The 15,944-nt window shown below is 45.1% G+C and carries 13 protein-coding genes, 1 tRNA gene and 1 rRNA gene; 5 read left to right on the forward strand and 10 right to left on the reverse strand.

The features are described from left to right. Positions 1-5: 5 nt before the first annotated feature. The 7 genes from AC3CH3_RS14895 to lptM form a co-directional block, all read right to left on the reverse strand. Positions 6-2,504, reverse strand: a complete 2,499-nt coding sequence (locus AC3CH3_RS14895; RefSeq protein WP_488537405.1) for a bifunctional diguanylate cyclase/phosphodiesterase — start codon at positions 2,502-2,504, stop codon at positions 6-8. 170 nt (positions 2,505-2,674) lie between these two features. Further along, positions 2,675-3,391, reverse strand: a complete 717-nt coding sequence (gene yigB, locus AC3CH3_RS14900; protein ID WP_488537406.1) for a 5-amino-6-(5-phospho-D-ribitylamino)uracil phosphatase YigB — start codon at positions 3,389-3,391, stop codon at positions 2,675-2,677. Positions 3,392-3,406: 15 nt separating this feature from the next. Then, positions 3,407-4,339, reverse strand: coding sequence for a tyrosine recombinase XerC (xerC, locus tag AC3CH3_RS14905; RefSeq protein ID WP_019825207.1), 933 nt, complete (start codon positions 4,337-4,339; stop codon positions 3,407-3,409). Then, positions 4,308-5,006 carry a DUF484 family protein gene (locus tag AC3CH3_RS14910; protein ID WP_488537407.1) on the reverse strand — a complete coding sequence of 233 codons (699 nt, stop codon included), beginning with the start codon at positions 5,004-5,006 and terminating at the stop codon, positions 4,308-4,310. The genes xerC and AC3CH3_RS14910 overlap by 32 nt, the downstream gene beginning before the upstream one ends. 44 nt (positions 5,007-5,050) lie before the next feature. Further along, positions 5,051-5,881: a diaminopimelate epimerase gene (gene dapF, locus AC3CH3_RS14915; protein WP_004736615.1), complete on the reverse strand. Its 831-nt coding sequence runs from the start codon at positions 5,879-5,881 to the stop codon at positions 5,051-5,053. A gap of 11 nt (positions 5,882-5,892) precedes the next feature. Beyond that, positions 5,893-7,146, reverse strand: coding sequence for a diaminopimelate decarboxylase (gene lysA, locus AC3CH3_RS14920; RefSeq protein WP_009848209.1), 1,254 nt, complete (start codon positions 7,144-7,146; stop codon positions 5,893-5,895). Positions 7,147-7,188: 42 nt separating this feature from the next. Next, positions 7,189-7,305, reverse strand: coding sequence for an LPS translocon maturation chaperone LptM (lptM, locus tag AC3CH3_RS14925; RefSeq protein WP_407829960.1), 117 nt, complete (start codon positions 7,303-7,305; stop codon positions 7,189-7,191). Between the two features lie 75 nt (positions 7,306-7,380). Between lptM and cyaY the strand changes: the two genes are divergently transcribed. Further along, positions 7,381-7,695, forward strand: coding sequence for an iron donor protein CyaY (cyaY, locus tag AC3CH3_RS14930; RefSeq protein WP_171317346.1), 315 nt, complete (start codon positions 7,381-7,383; stop codon positions 7,693-7,695). 67 nt (positions 7,696-7,762) lie between these two features. Here the strand turns inward: cyaY and AC3CH3_RS14935 are convergent, their stop codons facing one another. Further along, entirely contained in the window at positions 7,763-10,291 is a 2,529-nt protein-coding gene (locus AC3CH3_RS14935) for a class I adenylate cyclase (RefSeq protein WP_017084846.1), read from the reverse strand. A 344-nt stretch (positions 10,292-10,635) separates the two neighbouring features. On the opposite strand from AC3CH3_RS14935, the gene hemC reads away from it, so the two are divergent. Genes hemC through AC3CH3_RS14955 form a run of 4 tightly spaced genes read left to right on the forward strand, consistent with a single transcriptional unit; the run spans position 10,636 to position 14,732 of the window. Beyond that, positions 10,636-11,574, forward strand: coding sequence for a hydroxymethylbilane synthase (gene hemC, locus AC3CH3_RS14940; RefSeq protein ID WP_108338996.1), 939 nt, complete (start codon positions 10,636-10,638; stop codon positions 11,572-11,574). 2 nt (positions 11,575-11,576) lie between these two features. After that, on the forward strand, positions 11,577-12,305 hold the full coding sequence (locus AC3CH3_RS14945) for a uroporphyrinogen-III synthase (protein WP_054548359.1): 729 nt from the start codon (positions 11,577-11,579) through the stop codon (positions 12,303-12,305). Positions 12,306-12,324: 19 nt separating this feature from the next. Then, on the forward strand, positions 12,325-13,551 hold the full coding sequence (locus AC3CH3_RS14950; protein WP_488537408.1) for a uroporphyrinogen-III C-methyltransferase: 1,227 nt from the start codon (positions 12,325-12,327) through the stop codon (positions 13,549-13,551). After that, positions 13,551-14,732 (forward strand): heme biosynthesis HemY N-terminal domain-containing protein, encoded by a 1,182-nt coding sequence (locus AC3CH3_RS14955; RefSeq protein WP_488537409.1) that lies wholly within the window; start codon positions 13,551-13,553, stop codon positions 14,730-14,732. Before AC3CH3_RS14950 ends, AC3CH3_RS14955 begins: the two co-directional genes overlap by 1 nt. 920 nt (positions 14,733-15,652) lie before the next feature. Here AC3CH3_RS14955 and AC3CH3_RS14960 read toward each other — a convergent pair. Both AC3CH3_RS14960 and rrf read right to left on the reverse strand, forming a co-directional pair. After that, a tRNA-Asp gene (locus AC3CH3_RS14960) sits at positions 15,653-15,729 on the reverse strand. Between the two features lie 67 nt (positions 15,730-15,796). After that, positions 15,797-15,912 (reverse strand): 5S ribosomal RNA (rrf, locus tag AC3CH3_RS14965). Positions 15,913-15,944: the final 32 nt, after the last annotated feature.

Below are 15,944 nucleotides of genomic sequence, written 5' to 3' on the forward strand. Positions count from 1 at the left end.
AACAACTAAAACAGTCGCTTAGGCTCACCAAAGTAATAACCCTGCAGATAATCGACACCCATTTGTTCTGCTATCTCACAAACCTGTTGGTTATGGACAAATTCAGCAACCGTCTTAGCATTGAACACTTGGCATAAGCGAACCAACTGAGAAGCGATATTTCTTTGTTTTTGGTCTTTATCGATATTACGAATCAAGCTACCGTCGAGCTTAATGATCTGCGGCTCAAGCTTAATGATTTCATCGATGTTGGAGTAACCAGAGCCAAAGTCATCAACAATAATTCTCGCTCCGAGTGCGCGGAAGTGATCACACACCTCAATCATGCGGCCATAATCTTTTATCTGTTCTGACTCGAGAACCTCTAAACCAAGTCGAGTAGGATCGTTCATGCCACTGATCGCAGTCTCGAGTACCTCAAGTGTCTTGTCGCTCAACAAATCTTGTGGGGATAGATTGATAGAAAACGAACTCTGTTTATCCGCCATATAGCCGATAGTGCTCTTAATCATATGTCGACTAAGGCGTGTGTAGAGGTGCGTGTCGGCAATGATAGGTAAGAACTTTCCTGGTGCCACAATAGTACCGTCCGACTCCATGATTCTGACTAAACACTCTTGGCCAATCATTTCGTGAGTGCCCGATTCCACAATCGGCTGAGAGTAGGTAATGATGTTCTGATCTAAAATCGCACGGCTCACACAGCTCAACCAACCGAGCTGCTCTTTGCGGTCCTCTTCGCTCACCTGAATGTCTTTGGCATTGGTGATGTGGGTATTGTTCCGCACCCCATAACGTCGAGCTTCGATCGCTTTCAATAAGATCTCGTCACCGCTGTCGGTTAAGAAATCACAACGACTAGCAAAGCCGCCACACAGAGAAACTGACAGGTAATCAATATCAGCCAAACCATACGGCTCAAAATTTATGTGTTCGATGTCATCGGCAAACTCAACGAAACCTTCTTTTATTTTTGTACTACCAACACTGGCGTTAAAGATAATCGCCCACTCTCCGACCCCAATACTGAACAGCTCAACCTTCACGCGAGGCTCTTTCACGACACGAAGCTGCAATCGCTCAATAAAGTGATTAGACAGATCAAGCAGTAACTGATCACCTACCTGATAGCCGTATTTTTCGTTAACTTGATGGAAATTCGTGAGTTTTAATGTGAGTAAGTGTTCACTAAATAGAATCGTATTGAGGCGCTCCTTCAATACGATACGGTTCGGCAAGCCAGTGCGTGAGTCAATGCGATAGCTCTCGGTTAAGCGACGCGCTTGTTGATGGAGTTTTTTCTCCATTTGGGTATTCATACTGTCGAGATCAGCGACTGCATTTCTGACCAAGTTAAGCAATGGCGACACTGTTGAGCCACACTGAAAATCTTCACAACGAAACTCTTTAATCTCGTCAGACTCGCGCATAGCGATATAAGTCAGGCTGTGATGCAGTATTTCTTGGCGGTCTTCATTGCGGTATAGCTCCCCCATACAGTAGGCACCACACGTATTCACTATCCCTTCAAATGGCTTGAGCTCCAGTTTACTATCGATAAACTCAAGTCGAGACACACAGTTATAGATGATCACCGATTCAGGCTGATGCATGGCTAGCATCTCGGCACCATGACGCACCTTTTCAGCGGTCAAAGAGGGGTGGTTATAACAAAACTGCGCCTCTTCACCGACATGCCAAGGGCTATCAAACTCGATACTGCCATCATCATTAATACGCAGAGGCGTCGAGATACCCTTCTTCCTGCCAAGTTCTCGATAAAGCGGAAAGCTCATCAGCTGGCTAAAAGGAAGGTCTTTGCCATCCGCAAGGTAATGTTTGAATACTTCGATAGCTGGCTTGTCGTTCAACGCGTATAAGCGATTTCCGACTGCATGTGTGACTCGTAGCTTCATCCCAATTGGGTTCCACTCTGAGTACGCGTCCGACCAAACCTTCAATCTTGGGTTAGTCAGAGCCACCGCAACACAGGCGTGCTGGTAGGTTTGCTCGTTATACATAACCCAACGGCCAAACTCATTCTCATGACACAGTCCACCTGCAATCGGCAAGGCGTAAGGTAAATTCTCAAAAGCGCTATAGATAGGGTAATCACGCCCTTCAACCTGATCACACAAGCTGATAACCGTTTTGGTGTCTTCTGTAAGGCCCAGTTGAGAAGCGAGATCTTGGCTGTCTTGATTTGGGTTGCCAGTAAACGGCTGAACCGCGGAGGTTAAACGGGTTTCATTAAACTCACTGATGATGACTAAAGTACATGTACTCTCAAGACAATTGTCACAGATAACATGACGAGCACTCTGGCCAATTAAGGTGGCATTTCTTAGGCGATTGAGAGCAACACTCGCGATTCGACGAGCCATATCAGAAGATTGGGTAGAGAAAAGTTGAATAAGATATTGTTTGCTGTCACACCACTCTCGCTGATCAAATTGAGATTTAAATAGCTCCTCAGTATTTGCGAGAAATGTAAATGTTTGCATGCCAACCCTTGATCGAAATAGAGTGAAGTGAAGAACCCGCAACCACTGCTATGACTGAAATGAATCGATAAAAAGTAGTCGCCAATTATCCTAGCCTAAACAGGCATTTAATTGCGACTAATGTAACAATTCAATATCATAAATGCGACACAATAAGCTTACAGAGGTCTTTAAATTAGTCGCATGAGATCGCTAAGTTGCTCTATTTCAACATCAGGCAGCACACTCGCCTTCGAAGAGAGGTATAAATTGGAACCAATGTCATTAAACCAGCATGCTTGGAAGCCATTTTGCTTAGCTCCGTAAACATCCGTTCTAAGGTGATCGCCGACATGAAGAATGTTGATGGCATCAACATCTAAGTATTGTTGCGCTTTATCAAACATATCTGGGTAAGGTTTTGCTCTACCGTTTGGGCCAGCTTTAAGGATTAGTTGAAAATACTGCCCTAAACCAATTTTATGTGGATCGACATTGCCATTGGTAATCGCAACCAAAGGAATGCGTTGGCTAAGTTCTGCCATCACTCGATGCGTTTCTTGAGGGACATCGACTTGATTGCGCAACCACAAAGCATGTTCTATCCCCTCACGAGCCGCCTGTTCAGCTTGCTGCTGAGAGTAGCCCAACTGCAGTAAGCCACTCTTAATCTGTGTTTCACGCCAAACGGTAACATCATGCTTTAAAGCTGGGTTTTCAGAGGCGACTTGCTGCTTAATGCCCTGCCACTCTTCAAGCGATAAAGAAGCCGACACTGGGTGCTTTTGGTAAAGCCACTGCGCCATCTCTTTTTCTACCATCATGATCACAGGCCAGTTGTCATAAAGGGTGTCATCCAAGTCAAAGGTCATGGCTTTGATGGGCTTTAACCCTCGATAAATTCGCATAATAAACCCTTTAATCTAATCTTTATTCTTCTTACGAGCTCTCGGGTGAGCCTGATCATAAGCTTGTGCTAAGTGTTGGAAATCTAAGTGGGTATACACTTGGGTCGTCGAGATGTTTTCATGGCCAAGCAACTCTTGAACAGCACGAAGGTTTTGGCTCGACTCCAGCACATGCGTTGCAAAGGAGTGACGCAGTTTATGCGGGCTGATGTGGCTCGCAACAGATTGCTTCTTGCCCCACTCTTCCATGCGCTTTTGCACGCTGCGGTGAGAGATACGAGTCCCAAGCTTAGAGACAAACAGCGCGCTTTCACCCGGTGAAGCCAATTCACCGCGCACTTTGAGCCATTTATCGACCCACTCTTTTGCTAAACCAGAAAAAGGCGCTTTGCGTTCTTTGTCGCCTTTACCAATTACTCGAATTTCGCCTTGTCGACCCAACACATCTTTCAGATTGATGCCGACCAGTTCTGCCAGTCGTAATCCAGCACCATACATCACCTCCATCATCGCTCGGTCACGAATCGACAGTGGATCGTCCTCATTCACATCAAGCAGCTGACCGACTTCATCGACATCGAGGTTTTTAGGCAAAGGGCGCTGTTTACGTGGAGCAGAAACACCTTTGGCTGGATTAGCGGTCATTTCGCCACGCAGCACAAGGAAATCAAAGAAGCTGCGTAGTGAAGATAAGCGCGTTGCAATGCTGCTCGCCTTCATTCCCTCACGCATGCCTTTACTGGCTAGTTGCCTTACCCACGCCGCATCGACTTGACCCCAATCCTTTAGCCCTAGAGTGACTAAATGACCGGCCATGGTTTCAAGTTGTTGTTTGTAATTACGTTGGGTGTGTAGGCTGAGCCCCTTCTCGCTTCTGAGATATTCATAGAAGCGAGAAAGTGGCTTTTGAAGGCTGTTAGGAAGAGGTATTTTGGGCTCTAGGCTCATTATTTATCTGCCAAGGTAAGGTGTCCGCCAAATGAGCGACAACAAGTGCTAAATGGCGTAAAAAGAGCGTATCCATATGGGGTTGGAAATGTCCGCCATCTTCACTAGAAAAGGCGAGCAAACCCAATGGAGACTGCTTAGCAAGCGGTAATACTACATAAGAGCCTAGCTCTGGAACTGGATAATCACCAAACAAATCGTGTCTGTCGGCTTTTCTCAAGCGTCCTAGATAAGCATCTTTACCATTGAAATGGTTGAGCGAAAACTTCGAATAGCGGTCTTCACTCAGCTTATAAAAGCCAGGTTGCGAGAGAATTCGTACATGGGCCTTCAACCCTAAATCTAACGCTTTTTGTTCAACCGCCTTGATAACCTGCATAAAGTCACTGCATTTCAGCACGTGAGCTTGCAGACCCATAAATTCATAGAAGGTTTTATCGTTATTCGCTGCCAACGACATCAAGCCAGTGATTTCTTCCTCTAGCTCTTCGATTCGGTGGCGTTGGCGTTTAAGCTGAACCTCCACCAGAGAAACAGCACCCTGCTCAACATTATTGATAGCAAGGCGATCAACCAAACCTTTCCTGTCTTGGAAAAAATCTGGGTTATCACGTAAATATTCCGCGACCACTTCTGCGGTGAGTGCGTCGGCTTGAACGTAAGACAAAACCTATCCTTTATTTTTATGAATCTATTGGTTATGAATGTTTATTAGCAAGAAAGTTGACCATCAAACACATGGGTTGCCGGGCCAGTCATAAACAGAGGTTTACCCGGACCTTGCCAACTAATCTGCAAATCACCACCAGGTAGACGAACTTTCACGTTCTCAGCTAGCAAACCTTGATTGATACCAACCGCAACCGCGCCACATGCACCGCTGCCACACGCCTGAGTTTCACCCGCACCGCGTTCATAAACACGCAAGCGAACCTCTTCACGGTTAATCACTTGCATAAAGCCAGCATTAACACGCTCAGGGAAGCGTTCATGTGATTCAAGAAGCGGACCTAAGGTCTCCACATCTGCAGTATCGACATCATCAACAACGGTAACCACGTGCGGGTTACCCATACTTACGGCACCACAGAACAAGGTATGTACATCCGTTCTTAAGATATACGTCTTCTCAGGCTGCTTTGCCTTGAATGGGATTTTGCCAGGTTCAAACTCAGGAATGCCCATGTTGACAGTGATCTGGTCATTGTCTTCAATCTTGAGAACCATTTTACCTTTCTTGGTGCTCACGTTGATGCTGTACTTATTCGTTAAGCCTTTCATGCGAACGAATCGAGCAAAACAACGCGCACCATTACCACACTGCTCCACCTCACTGCCATCCGCATTGAATATGCGATAATGGAAGTCAGTTTCTGGATCATAGGGAGCCTCAACCACAAGTAGCTGATCAAAGCCCACACCAGTATGACGATCCGCCAAACGACGGATCAAATCTGGAGAAAAGAAAATATTTTGAGTAATGCAGTCCACGACCATGAAATCATTGCCCAAACCATGCATTTTAGAAAAGTGGAAGTGCATAACGCTTAAAATTACTCCGGAAGAATGTTTTCAAGTTCCCACAGACTCGTAAGCTCTTCACGCTGACGAACCAAATGAGTTTTATCGCCATCAACCATCACTTCAGCCGCACGCGAACGAGTGTTGTAGTTAGATGACATAGCAAAGCCATAAGCACCTGCAGAACGAACGGCCAGTAGGTCGCCTTCTTCAAGAACAAGGTCACGGTCTTTACCTAGGAAGTCACCCGTCTCACAGATAGGGCCAACCAAGTCGTAAGTCACCGCTTCACCCTGACGCGGGCTCACTGGCACAATATCCTGCCAAGCTTGGTAAAGTGCCGGGCGCATTAGATCGTTCATTGCCGCATCGATGATGGCAAAGTTTTTATGCTCTGTTGGCTTCAGGAACTCGACTTTCGTTAATAGTACACCAGCGTTCGCAGCAATCGCTCTTCCAGGCTCGAAAATCAACTCTAGATCAGAATGATTGTCTAAACGAGCTAACAAAGCCTTCGCGTAATCGGAAGGTTGTGGTGGTAATTCATCTCGGTAAACCACGCCCAAACCGCCACCAACATCAAGGTGCTTGATGTTGATATCATTGGCACGTAGTTGGTCAATCAGTGCAAGCAGACGATCAGTGGCATCGATAAAAGGTTCGATATCCGTTAATTGGGAACCGATGTGGCAATCAATACCATGGATAGACAAGTTATCGAGTGTTTTTGCAAACGCATAAACTGCAGGAGCACGGTCGAAGGCAATGCCGAATTTGTTATCACGCAGACCCGTAGAAATGTAAGGGTGAGTGTTCGCATCAACATCTGGGTTAATACGCAGTGAAATCGGCGCTTTAACACCAAGCTCACCAGCCACTTTATTCAGTCGCTCCAATTCTGGCTCAGACTCTACGTTAAAGCACTTAATGTTCAACTCAAGCGCACGCTTCATTTCAGCGGCTGTTTTGCCGACACCAGAGAAAACAACTTTTGCTGGATCGCCACCGGCAGCAACTACACGCTCTAGCTCACCGCCAGAAACGATGTCGAAGCCAGAGCCCAAGCGAGCCAAAGTATTCAACACGCCAAGGTTCGAGTTAGCTTTAACGGCATAACACACTAAGTGTGGGTGCTCGCCAACCGACGAATCAAACGCATTCCAGTGGCGCTCTAATGTTGCACGAGAATATACATACAGCGGTGTACCATATTGCTCTGCTAGTTGTGAAAGTGCGACGTCCTCAGCCCAAAGCTGGCCATCTTCCTGATAGTTGAAGTAATCCAAAGTTCTTATCCCTTATAAATAACGATTTCTGCGTGTTTTCACTTATTGTGATTGTTCAGTCTGCTGAACTTCATCAGGATCGTACAAAGGACCCGTTTGACCACAACCAGAAAGTCCAATAACGGACACCATAAACAGAGCGGTAATTAATTTTTTCATTTTGCATATCGTGATTATTAACTCAATGCCCCCTATAATCGCACCACACTCAGGAAAAGCAATAGGATAGAAAGGATGAACGAGACTGAATTTCATCAACTGGTCGATATACAGATGCAAAACATCGAAGAAGCTATCGATGAATCAGAGGCAGATATTGATTACGAAGTGACTGGTAACGTAATGACGCTGGAGTTTGAGAACCGCAGCCAAATCATTATCAACCGCCAAGAACCAATGAAAGAAATCTGGTTAGCGTCTAAATCTGGTGGTTTTCACTTCAAGCTAGTTGATGACAAATGGACATGCTCAAAGACGGGTATGGAATTGTTTGAGATGGTCAAAAAAGAATGCGAAAAACACGCAGATGAAGAGATCAATTGGATCTAATTATTGGTAAAAACAAAAAGGAGTGAATCAATCACTCCTTTCTTAATATCAATTATCGAGAATAAGCCTAGATGTTGACTATCTTTGAGCTCCGAGAAGCTAAAGTCGCATCGTTACGGTAAGGCACCACATAAGAGTTACCTTCTTCAGGATGAACGATTTGGTAGTACTGAGGTAGATTGAAATTAATCAACTTAGACGACACCTTCGACTCATCTTTTACTGAAGTGTAGAAAGAATTCACGCTCGCGATCATCTCATCTTTTTCACCGCTGTATTGGTGATACACCTCAACTTGATTCGACTCGTCCAATACATAAATATTGAAACCTTTGTCGGTATCCTCAAAGAAAAATTGAATTAAACCTTCACTCGCAAAACCATCAACCACTTCTGGTAGCTGATACTCTTGCTCTTTATCGAGCATCAGTAAAGGTGAGCCCTTCAGCTTATTCGTCGAGATACTACGATAGAAATCGACCGAGTTTTCCAGCATCTGCACCGAAACGCCACGACGTTCAAAGAACAGGCCAAACATCTTGTTTGCCAGACGAATAGCCTTGAAGCGGCGGCGCTTCTCCGGCTCAATCGGTTTCAATCGTAAGTCGATACACTCAGCAAGCAGTTGATACACCATATTACGCATCACACCACGCAGGTTTTTGCTGTAACAGAACACATCGACCGATTCTGGCGGTAAAGCATCTTGGTGCATTTTACCAAGTACCGTCTTCAACGCGTCGAGCATTGCAGTATCACCTTGGAAATGAAGCGTACGTACTTCATGCCAAGAGTTACGATAAACCAGATCAACACTGCCGACTAAACTCTTACCCTCTTCACCAAAACTAAAGATATCGGCGTTCTTAAGATCAACCTTCAACGCACGACCACTTAATTCAGAAGTTGGGTCACTTTCAAAGTTGATGAACATCGCCAGTTGGCTTATTTCACACGGGCTCGCCAGAGCTTGCATACTCGGGCGGCGCTTACGTAAAGAGAAGGTATTACGCAGGTCGCTCACCATTTGGTAGAACTTATCGATATCAATCTGAGCGTCACGTACCACAGAGTGCAAACGCGTCGACTCGGTAATCAAGCCATTAAAAAACGACCAAGCAACCAACTTACTCAAGTACTCATGGTGTTCCAGAGAAGGCTGACCAAGAATACGATGCGCTACCAGTGGCTGCTTATACAAGTACCAACCGGCTTTATTCGACTGACCCTGACGAACTTCGATGAAGCTCAAGTCTGGTTCATGAAGATCAGGAGAGATTTGTGGGTTCAGTAGTGTCACTTTACCCGGCAACACCTCAAACGCAGCGTAAAGCTTACGAGCCAAGATACTGATATCTTGTGGGCTGATTGCCGAAGTGATGTCGTTACGACGCGCAAATTGAATCAGATTGCGGTAGCTCAGCATCAAGGCATCAAGCAGTGCATGGTGCACCACTTTAACTTGCTCTACCTTCCAGTTACGGCGGTTATCGAGCTCAGCAATGGTTTCATGTCCCCAATTCCAAGACTTAGTCATCTCAGTTAAGGCTTCACGACGCCACGCAACAGAACCAATGCCCGCATCTCGTGACAACTTCTCGTGGGTCTTAAGGTAGAAACAGCGTCTCACCAAGTCCAATCGAGTGTGGTCGTTAATGCGTTCTAGATAGCGCGTTACCTTCTCGAGCATCAGATAGTAGCTATCCATGCCATACAGATCAGGTTCATCCGCGAAGAAGCGACGCTTGGTATCAATACTAAGCAGTTGGGTGTTTGGGTATTCCCATGAATAAGCTTCTAACAGGATCGCCTTCAAAACCGATTTATACGGTGAGTCGATACTCTTATAGAGCTGCCATAGGTTTGAACCAAAGTACTCTTCAGCAGGGATGCGGTTCAGCTTGCCGAAATCGATCCACTGCGAGCAATCAAGATAACCATCCTGACACAGGCCTTGGACATACTCGTCGTAACACTCTTCCATTTCTGGCGGAATTATTTGCCACAACAAACGCTGGCCAGCCAAACGAACGGCAGAGCGATAGAACTCATCAAGCAGTAATAAGTGCTGTGAAGAACCACAGTTATCACCGGTCATCTCTTCAGAATGGTTTGAGCGGAAACGCTGTTCATCCATCAAGAAGAAGTTAGCTTCAACCCCTAAGGTTTCAGCCCAGTCGGTAATCAACAGACATTTGTTGGTCAGGCTGTCGCGAGATGCGCCATCCATATCCGGAGAAACACACACCCAGATATCGAGATCACTTGAAGTGCTTTGGCCAATAGAAGAAGTACTGCCCATGGTGTACAAGCCCAGGATTGCCGGTTCAGCAGCCTCGGTGAGTTTTCCACCCAGCGTTAATTCGGTATCAGAGACAAATTGCTTTTGGAATTCATTAGGCGTGAAGCTGCGAATTCCAAAAGGAACTTGTTGGTCATAATAACCAGGCATCATGGGATGATTGAAGTGAAGTAGTGCAGGAATAAGGTTGAAAACTCGTTGGCCTTGGACATTCATCAACGCCAACGCACGATCAATGCGCTGCTGATTAAGGTTGTCTAATCGTTGAATCAAAGTCTGAGTGTAAGCCTGCAAGGTAAGTCCTTGGTTTGAGATTAAATGCACTTCTGTTTAGTTACTGAACGAAAGGAGCAACAAAACGTGATCAATTTAACACTTTTACCCTTAATGGTAAAGCAAAGGAACCTGTCATACTGGCCAATGCCTTGATGACAAAAAGTTAAACTCACGGCGCCGTAGTGTCCTCTTTATTACCTATTTCTAATAATAGCCCATGTTTCAAATGAGATACCAATCACACTATTTTGGTGAACTCATGAAAATCCCTCAGCTATCAAAGCATGGAATGATCAAACAGTAAGAATTTTCCCCTCACAATGGTAGGATTAGCCTATTACAGAACCTATATCGGAAACACCATGACAAATTCAGCACCAATCCGTATCGCGACCAGAAAAAGCCCTCTTGCCCTTTGGCAGGCATACTTTGTAAGGGATGCGCTGCAAGCTGCTCACCCTGGTTTAGAGGTTGAGTTGGTAACTATGGTGACCAAAGGTGACATCATCCTAGATACCCCGCTGGCTAAAGTGGGTGGTAAAGGGCTGTTCGTTAAAGAACTCGAAGTGGCGATGCTAGAAGGCCGTGCTGACCTAGCCGTTCACTCAATGAAAGATGTACCGGTCGACTTCCCTGAAGGTCTAGGTCTAGTAACTATCTGTGAACGCGAAGACCCTCGTGATGCTTTCGTTTCAAACACTTACAACAACATCGACGAGCTACCACAAGGTGCTGTCGTGGGTACGTGTAGCCTGCGTCGTCAATGTCAGTTGCTAGAATACCGCCCAGATCTGATCATCAAAGAACTGCGCGGCAATGTTGGTACTCGTCTAGGTAAACTCGATGATGGTCAATACGATGCGATCGTACTGGCTGCTGCAGGTCTTAAACGTCTAGAGCTAGAAGAGCGTATTCGTAGCTTCATCGAACCAGAGCAATCTCTCCCTGCTGTTGGCCAAGGCGCTGTTGGTATTGAGTGTCGCCTTGATGACGAGCGTCTGATTAAACTCCTTGAACCACTGAATCATAAAGACACGGCTGATCGTGTACTGTGCGAACGTGCAATGAACCTTACCCTAGAAGGTGGTTGTCAGGTGCCTATCGGCAGCTACTCATTATTAGATGGCGATAATATCTGGCTACGTGCATTAGTAGGCGAACCAGATGGTTCTAAAATGGTTCGTGGTGAGATCTCTGGCCTTCGCAAAGATGCAGAAGCGCTTGGCGTTACTCTGGCAAATCAGTTGCTGGATGATGGCGCGAAAGAAATCTTAACCAAGCTCTACGCTGACCAAGAATAATCATGACAGTGTTGGTGACACGTCCCGGCTCAGAGGGACAATCGCTTTGCCAACAACTAGCGGATGAAGGGATTCAAGCAATCCATCATCCGCTTATTCGTATCGTTGATAATCCACACTCATCGGATTTAAGCACCCAGCTTAATAACAGCGATATCATTATTGCAGTCAGTCACCACGCTGTGACCGCTGCCCAAAGCATCCTTTCGAAAACTTCATCTATTTGGCCAACTTCGCCGCTTTATCTTGGCGTTGGTCAAAAAACTGCGCACGTTTTAAGCAAAGTTAGTAAACAAAAAGTAAACTATCCCCAAGTGAGTGATAGTGAACATCTTCTCAAACTTACTGAACTTAATGGCGTAGATAATAAATCCATTTTGATACTGCGTGGAAATGGTGGGCGTGAGCTCATTCGAGATTCTTTACTCAATCGAGGTGCACAAGTCTCTTATTGTGAGACCTACCGTAGAGAATATATTCCCATTAACGATCACAATATCTATCAAACATGGATAAACAAAAAAACGTCCAAAGTTGTCATCACTAGTCAGGAACAATTGGAGTATCTCTGCTCAATTACCCCTGATGAGTATTTGGCTTGGCTTTCAACGAGACAACTATTTGTCCCAAGCCAGCGCATAGTAGAACGAGCACAACAACTCGGTTTCTCGAACGTAACCAATACTCACAGTGCTACGAACCAAATATTACTGGCTGCTCTCCGGCCCTAGCTAGAAACAGGAAATAAGCATGACAAGCAAAAAAAATAATGAGCATATTGAACCTGAAAAAAAACAAGACACTCAGCCAGTAGTTGTTGAAAACGAAAAAGCTGAATCTACAGAGACAAAACAGCCTGAAAGAAAACTTGATGCCTCTGCGTCAAATACGGTTCAAAGTGAACAGCCTCAAGCTGAGCATAAAGAGCAAATCGAGAAAGCAGAAAAGCAAGGTAAGCGCGGTGTCAAACTAGGCGCTATTGCGATCGCTATTTCTATTATTTTCAGTGGCGGCATCGCGTTTCAAATGCAGCAAAAGAGCGCTGAGTACTCAGCTCAGATCGCAGCTCTTCAAGCACAACTGCAAAATACTCAATCTGCAGTAAATAAAGACCTACAAACCATCAAGCAAGAGACTATCCAAGAAGCATCACATGCGGTGGAGAAAACTCAAGTCGTGCAATCTCAGCAACAGAAGAGCATTCAAAGCCTACAGCTAGCGGTTGCTGACGTTAAAGGTCGCCGTCCAAATGACTGGTTACTTGCCGAAGCCGATTACCTTGTGAAACTAGCAGGACGTAAACTGTTTCTAGAGCATGATGCCGTTAGCGCAACTAAGTTAATGGTAAGTGCCGATCAACGTATCGCAGCACTGAACGACCCTAGCTTAGTGTCACTGCGTCAATCAATGACCAATGACATTACCAAGCTTCGCACTATTCCTCTGATCGACCGTGATGGCTTAGTTCTACGCATCACAAGTCTTCAGCAGCAAGTCGATTCGCTGCCGCTTGCCAATGCTATTCTTCCAGAAGCCGCAGTTGTTGAGAAAAAAGCAGTATCGCAAGATATTAATGATTGGCAAAATAACCTGATGACGTCGATGAAAGACTTCTCAGAAAACTTCATCACATTCCGCAGTCGTGATGGCGAAGTTATCCCTCTACTATCTCCTGAGCAACACTTCTACCTGCGTGAAAACATCAAAGGTAAATTAGAGACCGCGATTCGCGCCGTCTACAAAGAGCAAGGTGAACTCTATAGTGTAGCTCTTAATACCGCTAGCGAGTGGTCGAAAGCGTACCTAAACCAAGATAACAACTCAGTGATTGAATTTGAGAAAGCGATTAAACAGTTAAGTGAACAGAACATCTCTGTGAAATACCCTGTAAAGCTTGAGTCTCAGAATGAGTTATCAGATGTAATACGTGAGCGCCTACGACGTGAAGTCACCGTTATGACCACGGAGGAAAAATAATGATTCGTTGGATTTTTCTTTTTCTCGTTCTCGGTGCTGGGTTAATTGTTGGTACTCAGTTCTCTGGTCAACAAGGCTACGTTCTGATCTCAATTGCGAATAAGACCATTGAGATGAGCGTGACAACACTGGTTATCTTTGTTATTGCTCTTCTAGCTGCTCTGTTCGGCTTAGAGTACTTGTTTAAAAAGCTTATGTACGCAAGCTCGACAACTTGGAACTGGTTCAGTGTTCGTAAACTGAAACGTTCTCGTCGTTATACCAACGAAGGCATCATCAAGCTGCTTGAAGGTGACTGGAAAAACGCTGAGAAGAAGGTAACTCGTTGGGCTAACCATCACGACATGCCTCTACTTTGTTATTTAGTCGCTTCTCAAGCGGCGCACGAACAAGGTAATACACGTGAGCGTGATAAGTACATCAAGCTTGCTAGCCAACAGGACGACTCCCTACTGGCGGTAGAGCTAACTAAAGCAAAACAACAGATCAGTGAGTCAAACTACGAAGCCGCATTCGATACACTTTCTACCCTAAAAGGCACATACCCTAATAACACTGCTGTACTTAGCCTGTTAAAAGCCACCTATATGCAACTTAAGTTATGGCAGCCATTGCTAGAATTAACGCCGAAGTTAGTAAAGAACAAACTTCTAACAGCTGATGAGCAGCGCGAATTAGAACAGAAAGCACAATGTGGTTTACTTCATGATGTCGCGCAACAGCAAGGTAGCGAAGGTTTAATTAGCCATTGGAACAAGCTTTCAAGAAAGCAGAAACAAAGCTCTCACCTTGTTTCCTGCTTTGTGAAGCAACTGATCGCTCGTAAAGCTGACTCAGAAGCCTTCACTGTGATCAAAGAGAACATTGCGAAGAGTGGTTCAAATGAGCTCTACATGTTGCTTCCAGAGCTTAACCTTGCCGATCACCACCCAGTCGTTGTGATGCTAGAGCGCGCCATCAGTAAAGATGGTGGCAATGCCGAAGCACACAGCGCATTGGCTCAGTTCTACTTAAGAGAACAGAAGTGGGCAGAAGCACAAACCCACTTCGAGAAAGCACTAGCACTTCGCTCAAACGTATCAGATTACGGATACCTATCTGATGCACTAGAAAAGCAAAACTTAACGAAGGCAGCGCACGAAGTATCTCGTAAGGCACTCGCTCTCGTTCAACCAGCTTAAACTGATACAACTAACATGAAGCCGATGCCTAGCGTCGGCTTTTTTGTATCTACTGTTTACCTTAAGTAACTTGCTCAGTACGAATAAGCAAACACTAGGGACGATGGTAAAAGTGTTCAATCCAAATCCATTCTCCACACCCAGCTTATTGCTGACCGAAGCATCGTCCATTTTTAATAAGACCTACCTAGTTTGGAACAATCCATAAGTCACACATCTTGATCATGGGTTTTCAAATGCTATTAATGCTTTATAAGTACTGATTTTAAGTCATGAGGTTAAATCTTCATGAAATCCCCCGCAAGGTTTCCTAAAAAACACTGAGGGATACGTTAGATCTATCCGTATGTAGTTTTAGCAAACTATAAAACAAGCTGTTTAGAATCCATTTGAGCTGACTGACAACCTTTATATAGATTTTTGAAGGAATAACGATCAGATAGCTTGGTTTAAGATTGAAGAAGTGAATGTATAGCAGCCGAGTTTCAGACTCTAGACGAAATCAATTCTGGGACACAGCAAAACTCCGAAGTTTAAAGCGCGGCTTAATCATCACTCAACAGAAGTAATTAAGAAGCCACAGCTACTGAGAAAACTCCTGCTAACTTATTAATTAAAATCAATTTGTCATGTTAGATCGCAAAGCCCGGCTATTGCTTAGCACAGCTTTCTAATCAATCGTCGATTCAACGATTACTAGCCAAAACAACCTTTTACGGAAGCCAAAGCCAAGAGTTAAAACACATACCCCAGAAACGACGAAAGCCTAGTCGTCAGACTAGGCTTTCTAATAAGTAGCGCAATGGCCGGGGTTGCGGACTTCAAGCAAACCCTTTGTGGGGCTCTTCGGCCGAAGGGCAAAACACTTTTCTTGAGATGTAAAAAAGCCCTGCTATTTCTAGCAGGGCTTTTTTAATAAGTGGCGGAGTGGACGGGACTCGAACCCGCGACCCCCGGCGTGACAGGCCGGTATTCTAACCAACTGAACTACCACTCCGCAGTGGTCAACTCACTAAGTGAGCGTCCATATCTCCAGGTCGGTCAACCTAAAGATTTAATTTAAAGCCTGGCGATGTCCTACTCTCACATGGGGAAACCCCACACTACCATCGGCGCTATTGTGTTTCACTTCTGAGTTCGGCATGGAATCAGGTGGGTCCACAATGCTATGGTCGCCAAGCAAATTTTAAAATTCGGAAAGCTTATCTAAAA

The organism is Vibrio sp. QJM3NY_35 (assembly GCF_057785915.1).

Excerpts from the sequence above, each read along its gene's own strand:
- AC3CH3_RS14895 (WP_488537405.1), bottom strand. The coding sequence starts at position 2,504 with ATGCAAACATTTACATTTCTCGCAAATACTGAGGAGCTATTTAAATCT.
- yigB (WP_488537406.1), bottom strand. The coding sequence starts at position 3,391 with ATGCGAATTTATCGAGGGTTAAAGCCCATCAAAGCCATGACCTTTGAC.
- xerC (WP_019825207.1), bottom strand. The coding sequence starts at position 4,339 with ATGAGCCTAGAGCCCAAAATACCTCTTCCTAACAGCCTTCAAAAGCCA.
- dapF (WP_004736615.1), bottom strand. The coding sequence starts at position 5,881 with ATGCACTTCCACTTTTCTAAAATGCATGGTTTGGGCAATGATTTCATG.
- lptM (WP_407829960.1), bottom strand. The coding sequence starts at position 7,305 with ATGAAAAAATTAATTACCGCTCTGTTTATGGTGTCCGTTATTGGACTT.
- cyaY (WP_171317346.1), top strand. The coding sequence starts at position 7,381 with ATGAACGAGACTGAATTTCATCAACTGGTCGATATACAGATGCAAAAC.
- hemC (WP_108338996.1), top strand. The coding sequence starts at position 10,636 with ATGACAAATTCAGCACCAATCCGTATCGCGACCAGAAAAAGCCCTCTT.
- AC3CH3_RS14945 (WP_054548359.1), top strand. The coding sequence starts at position 11,577 with ATGACAGTGTTGGTGACACGTCCCGGCTCAGAGGGACAATCGCTTTGC.
- AC3CH3_RS14950 (WP_488537408.1), top strand. The coding sequence starts at position 12,325 with ATGACAAGCAAAAAAAATAATGAGCATATTGAACCTGAAAAAAAACAA.
- AC3CH3_RS14955 (WP_488537409.1), top strand. The coding sequence starts at position 13,551 with ATGATTCGTTGGATTTTTCTTTTTCTCGTTCTCGGTGCTGGGTTAATT.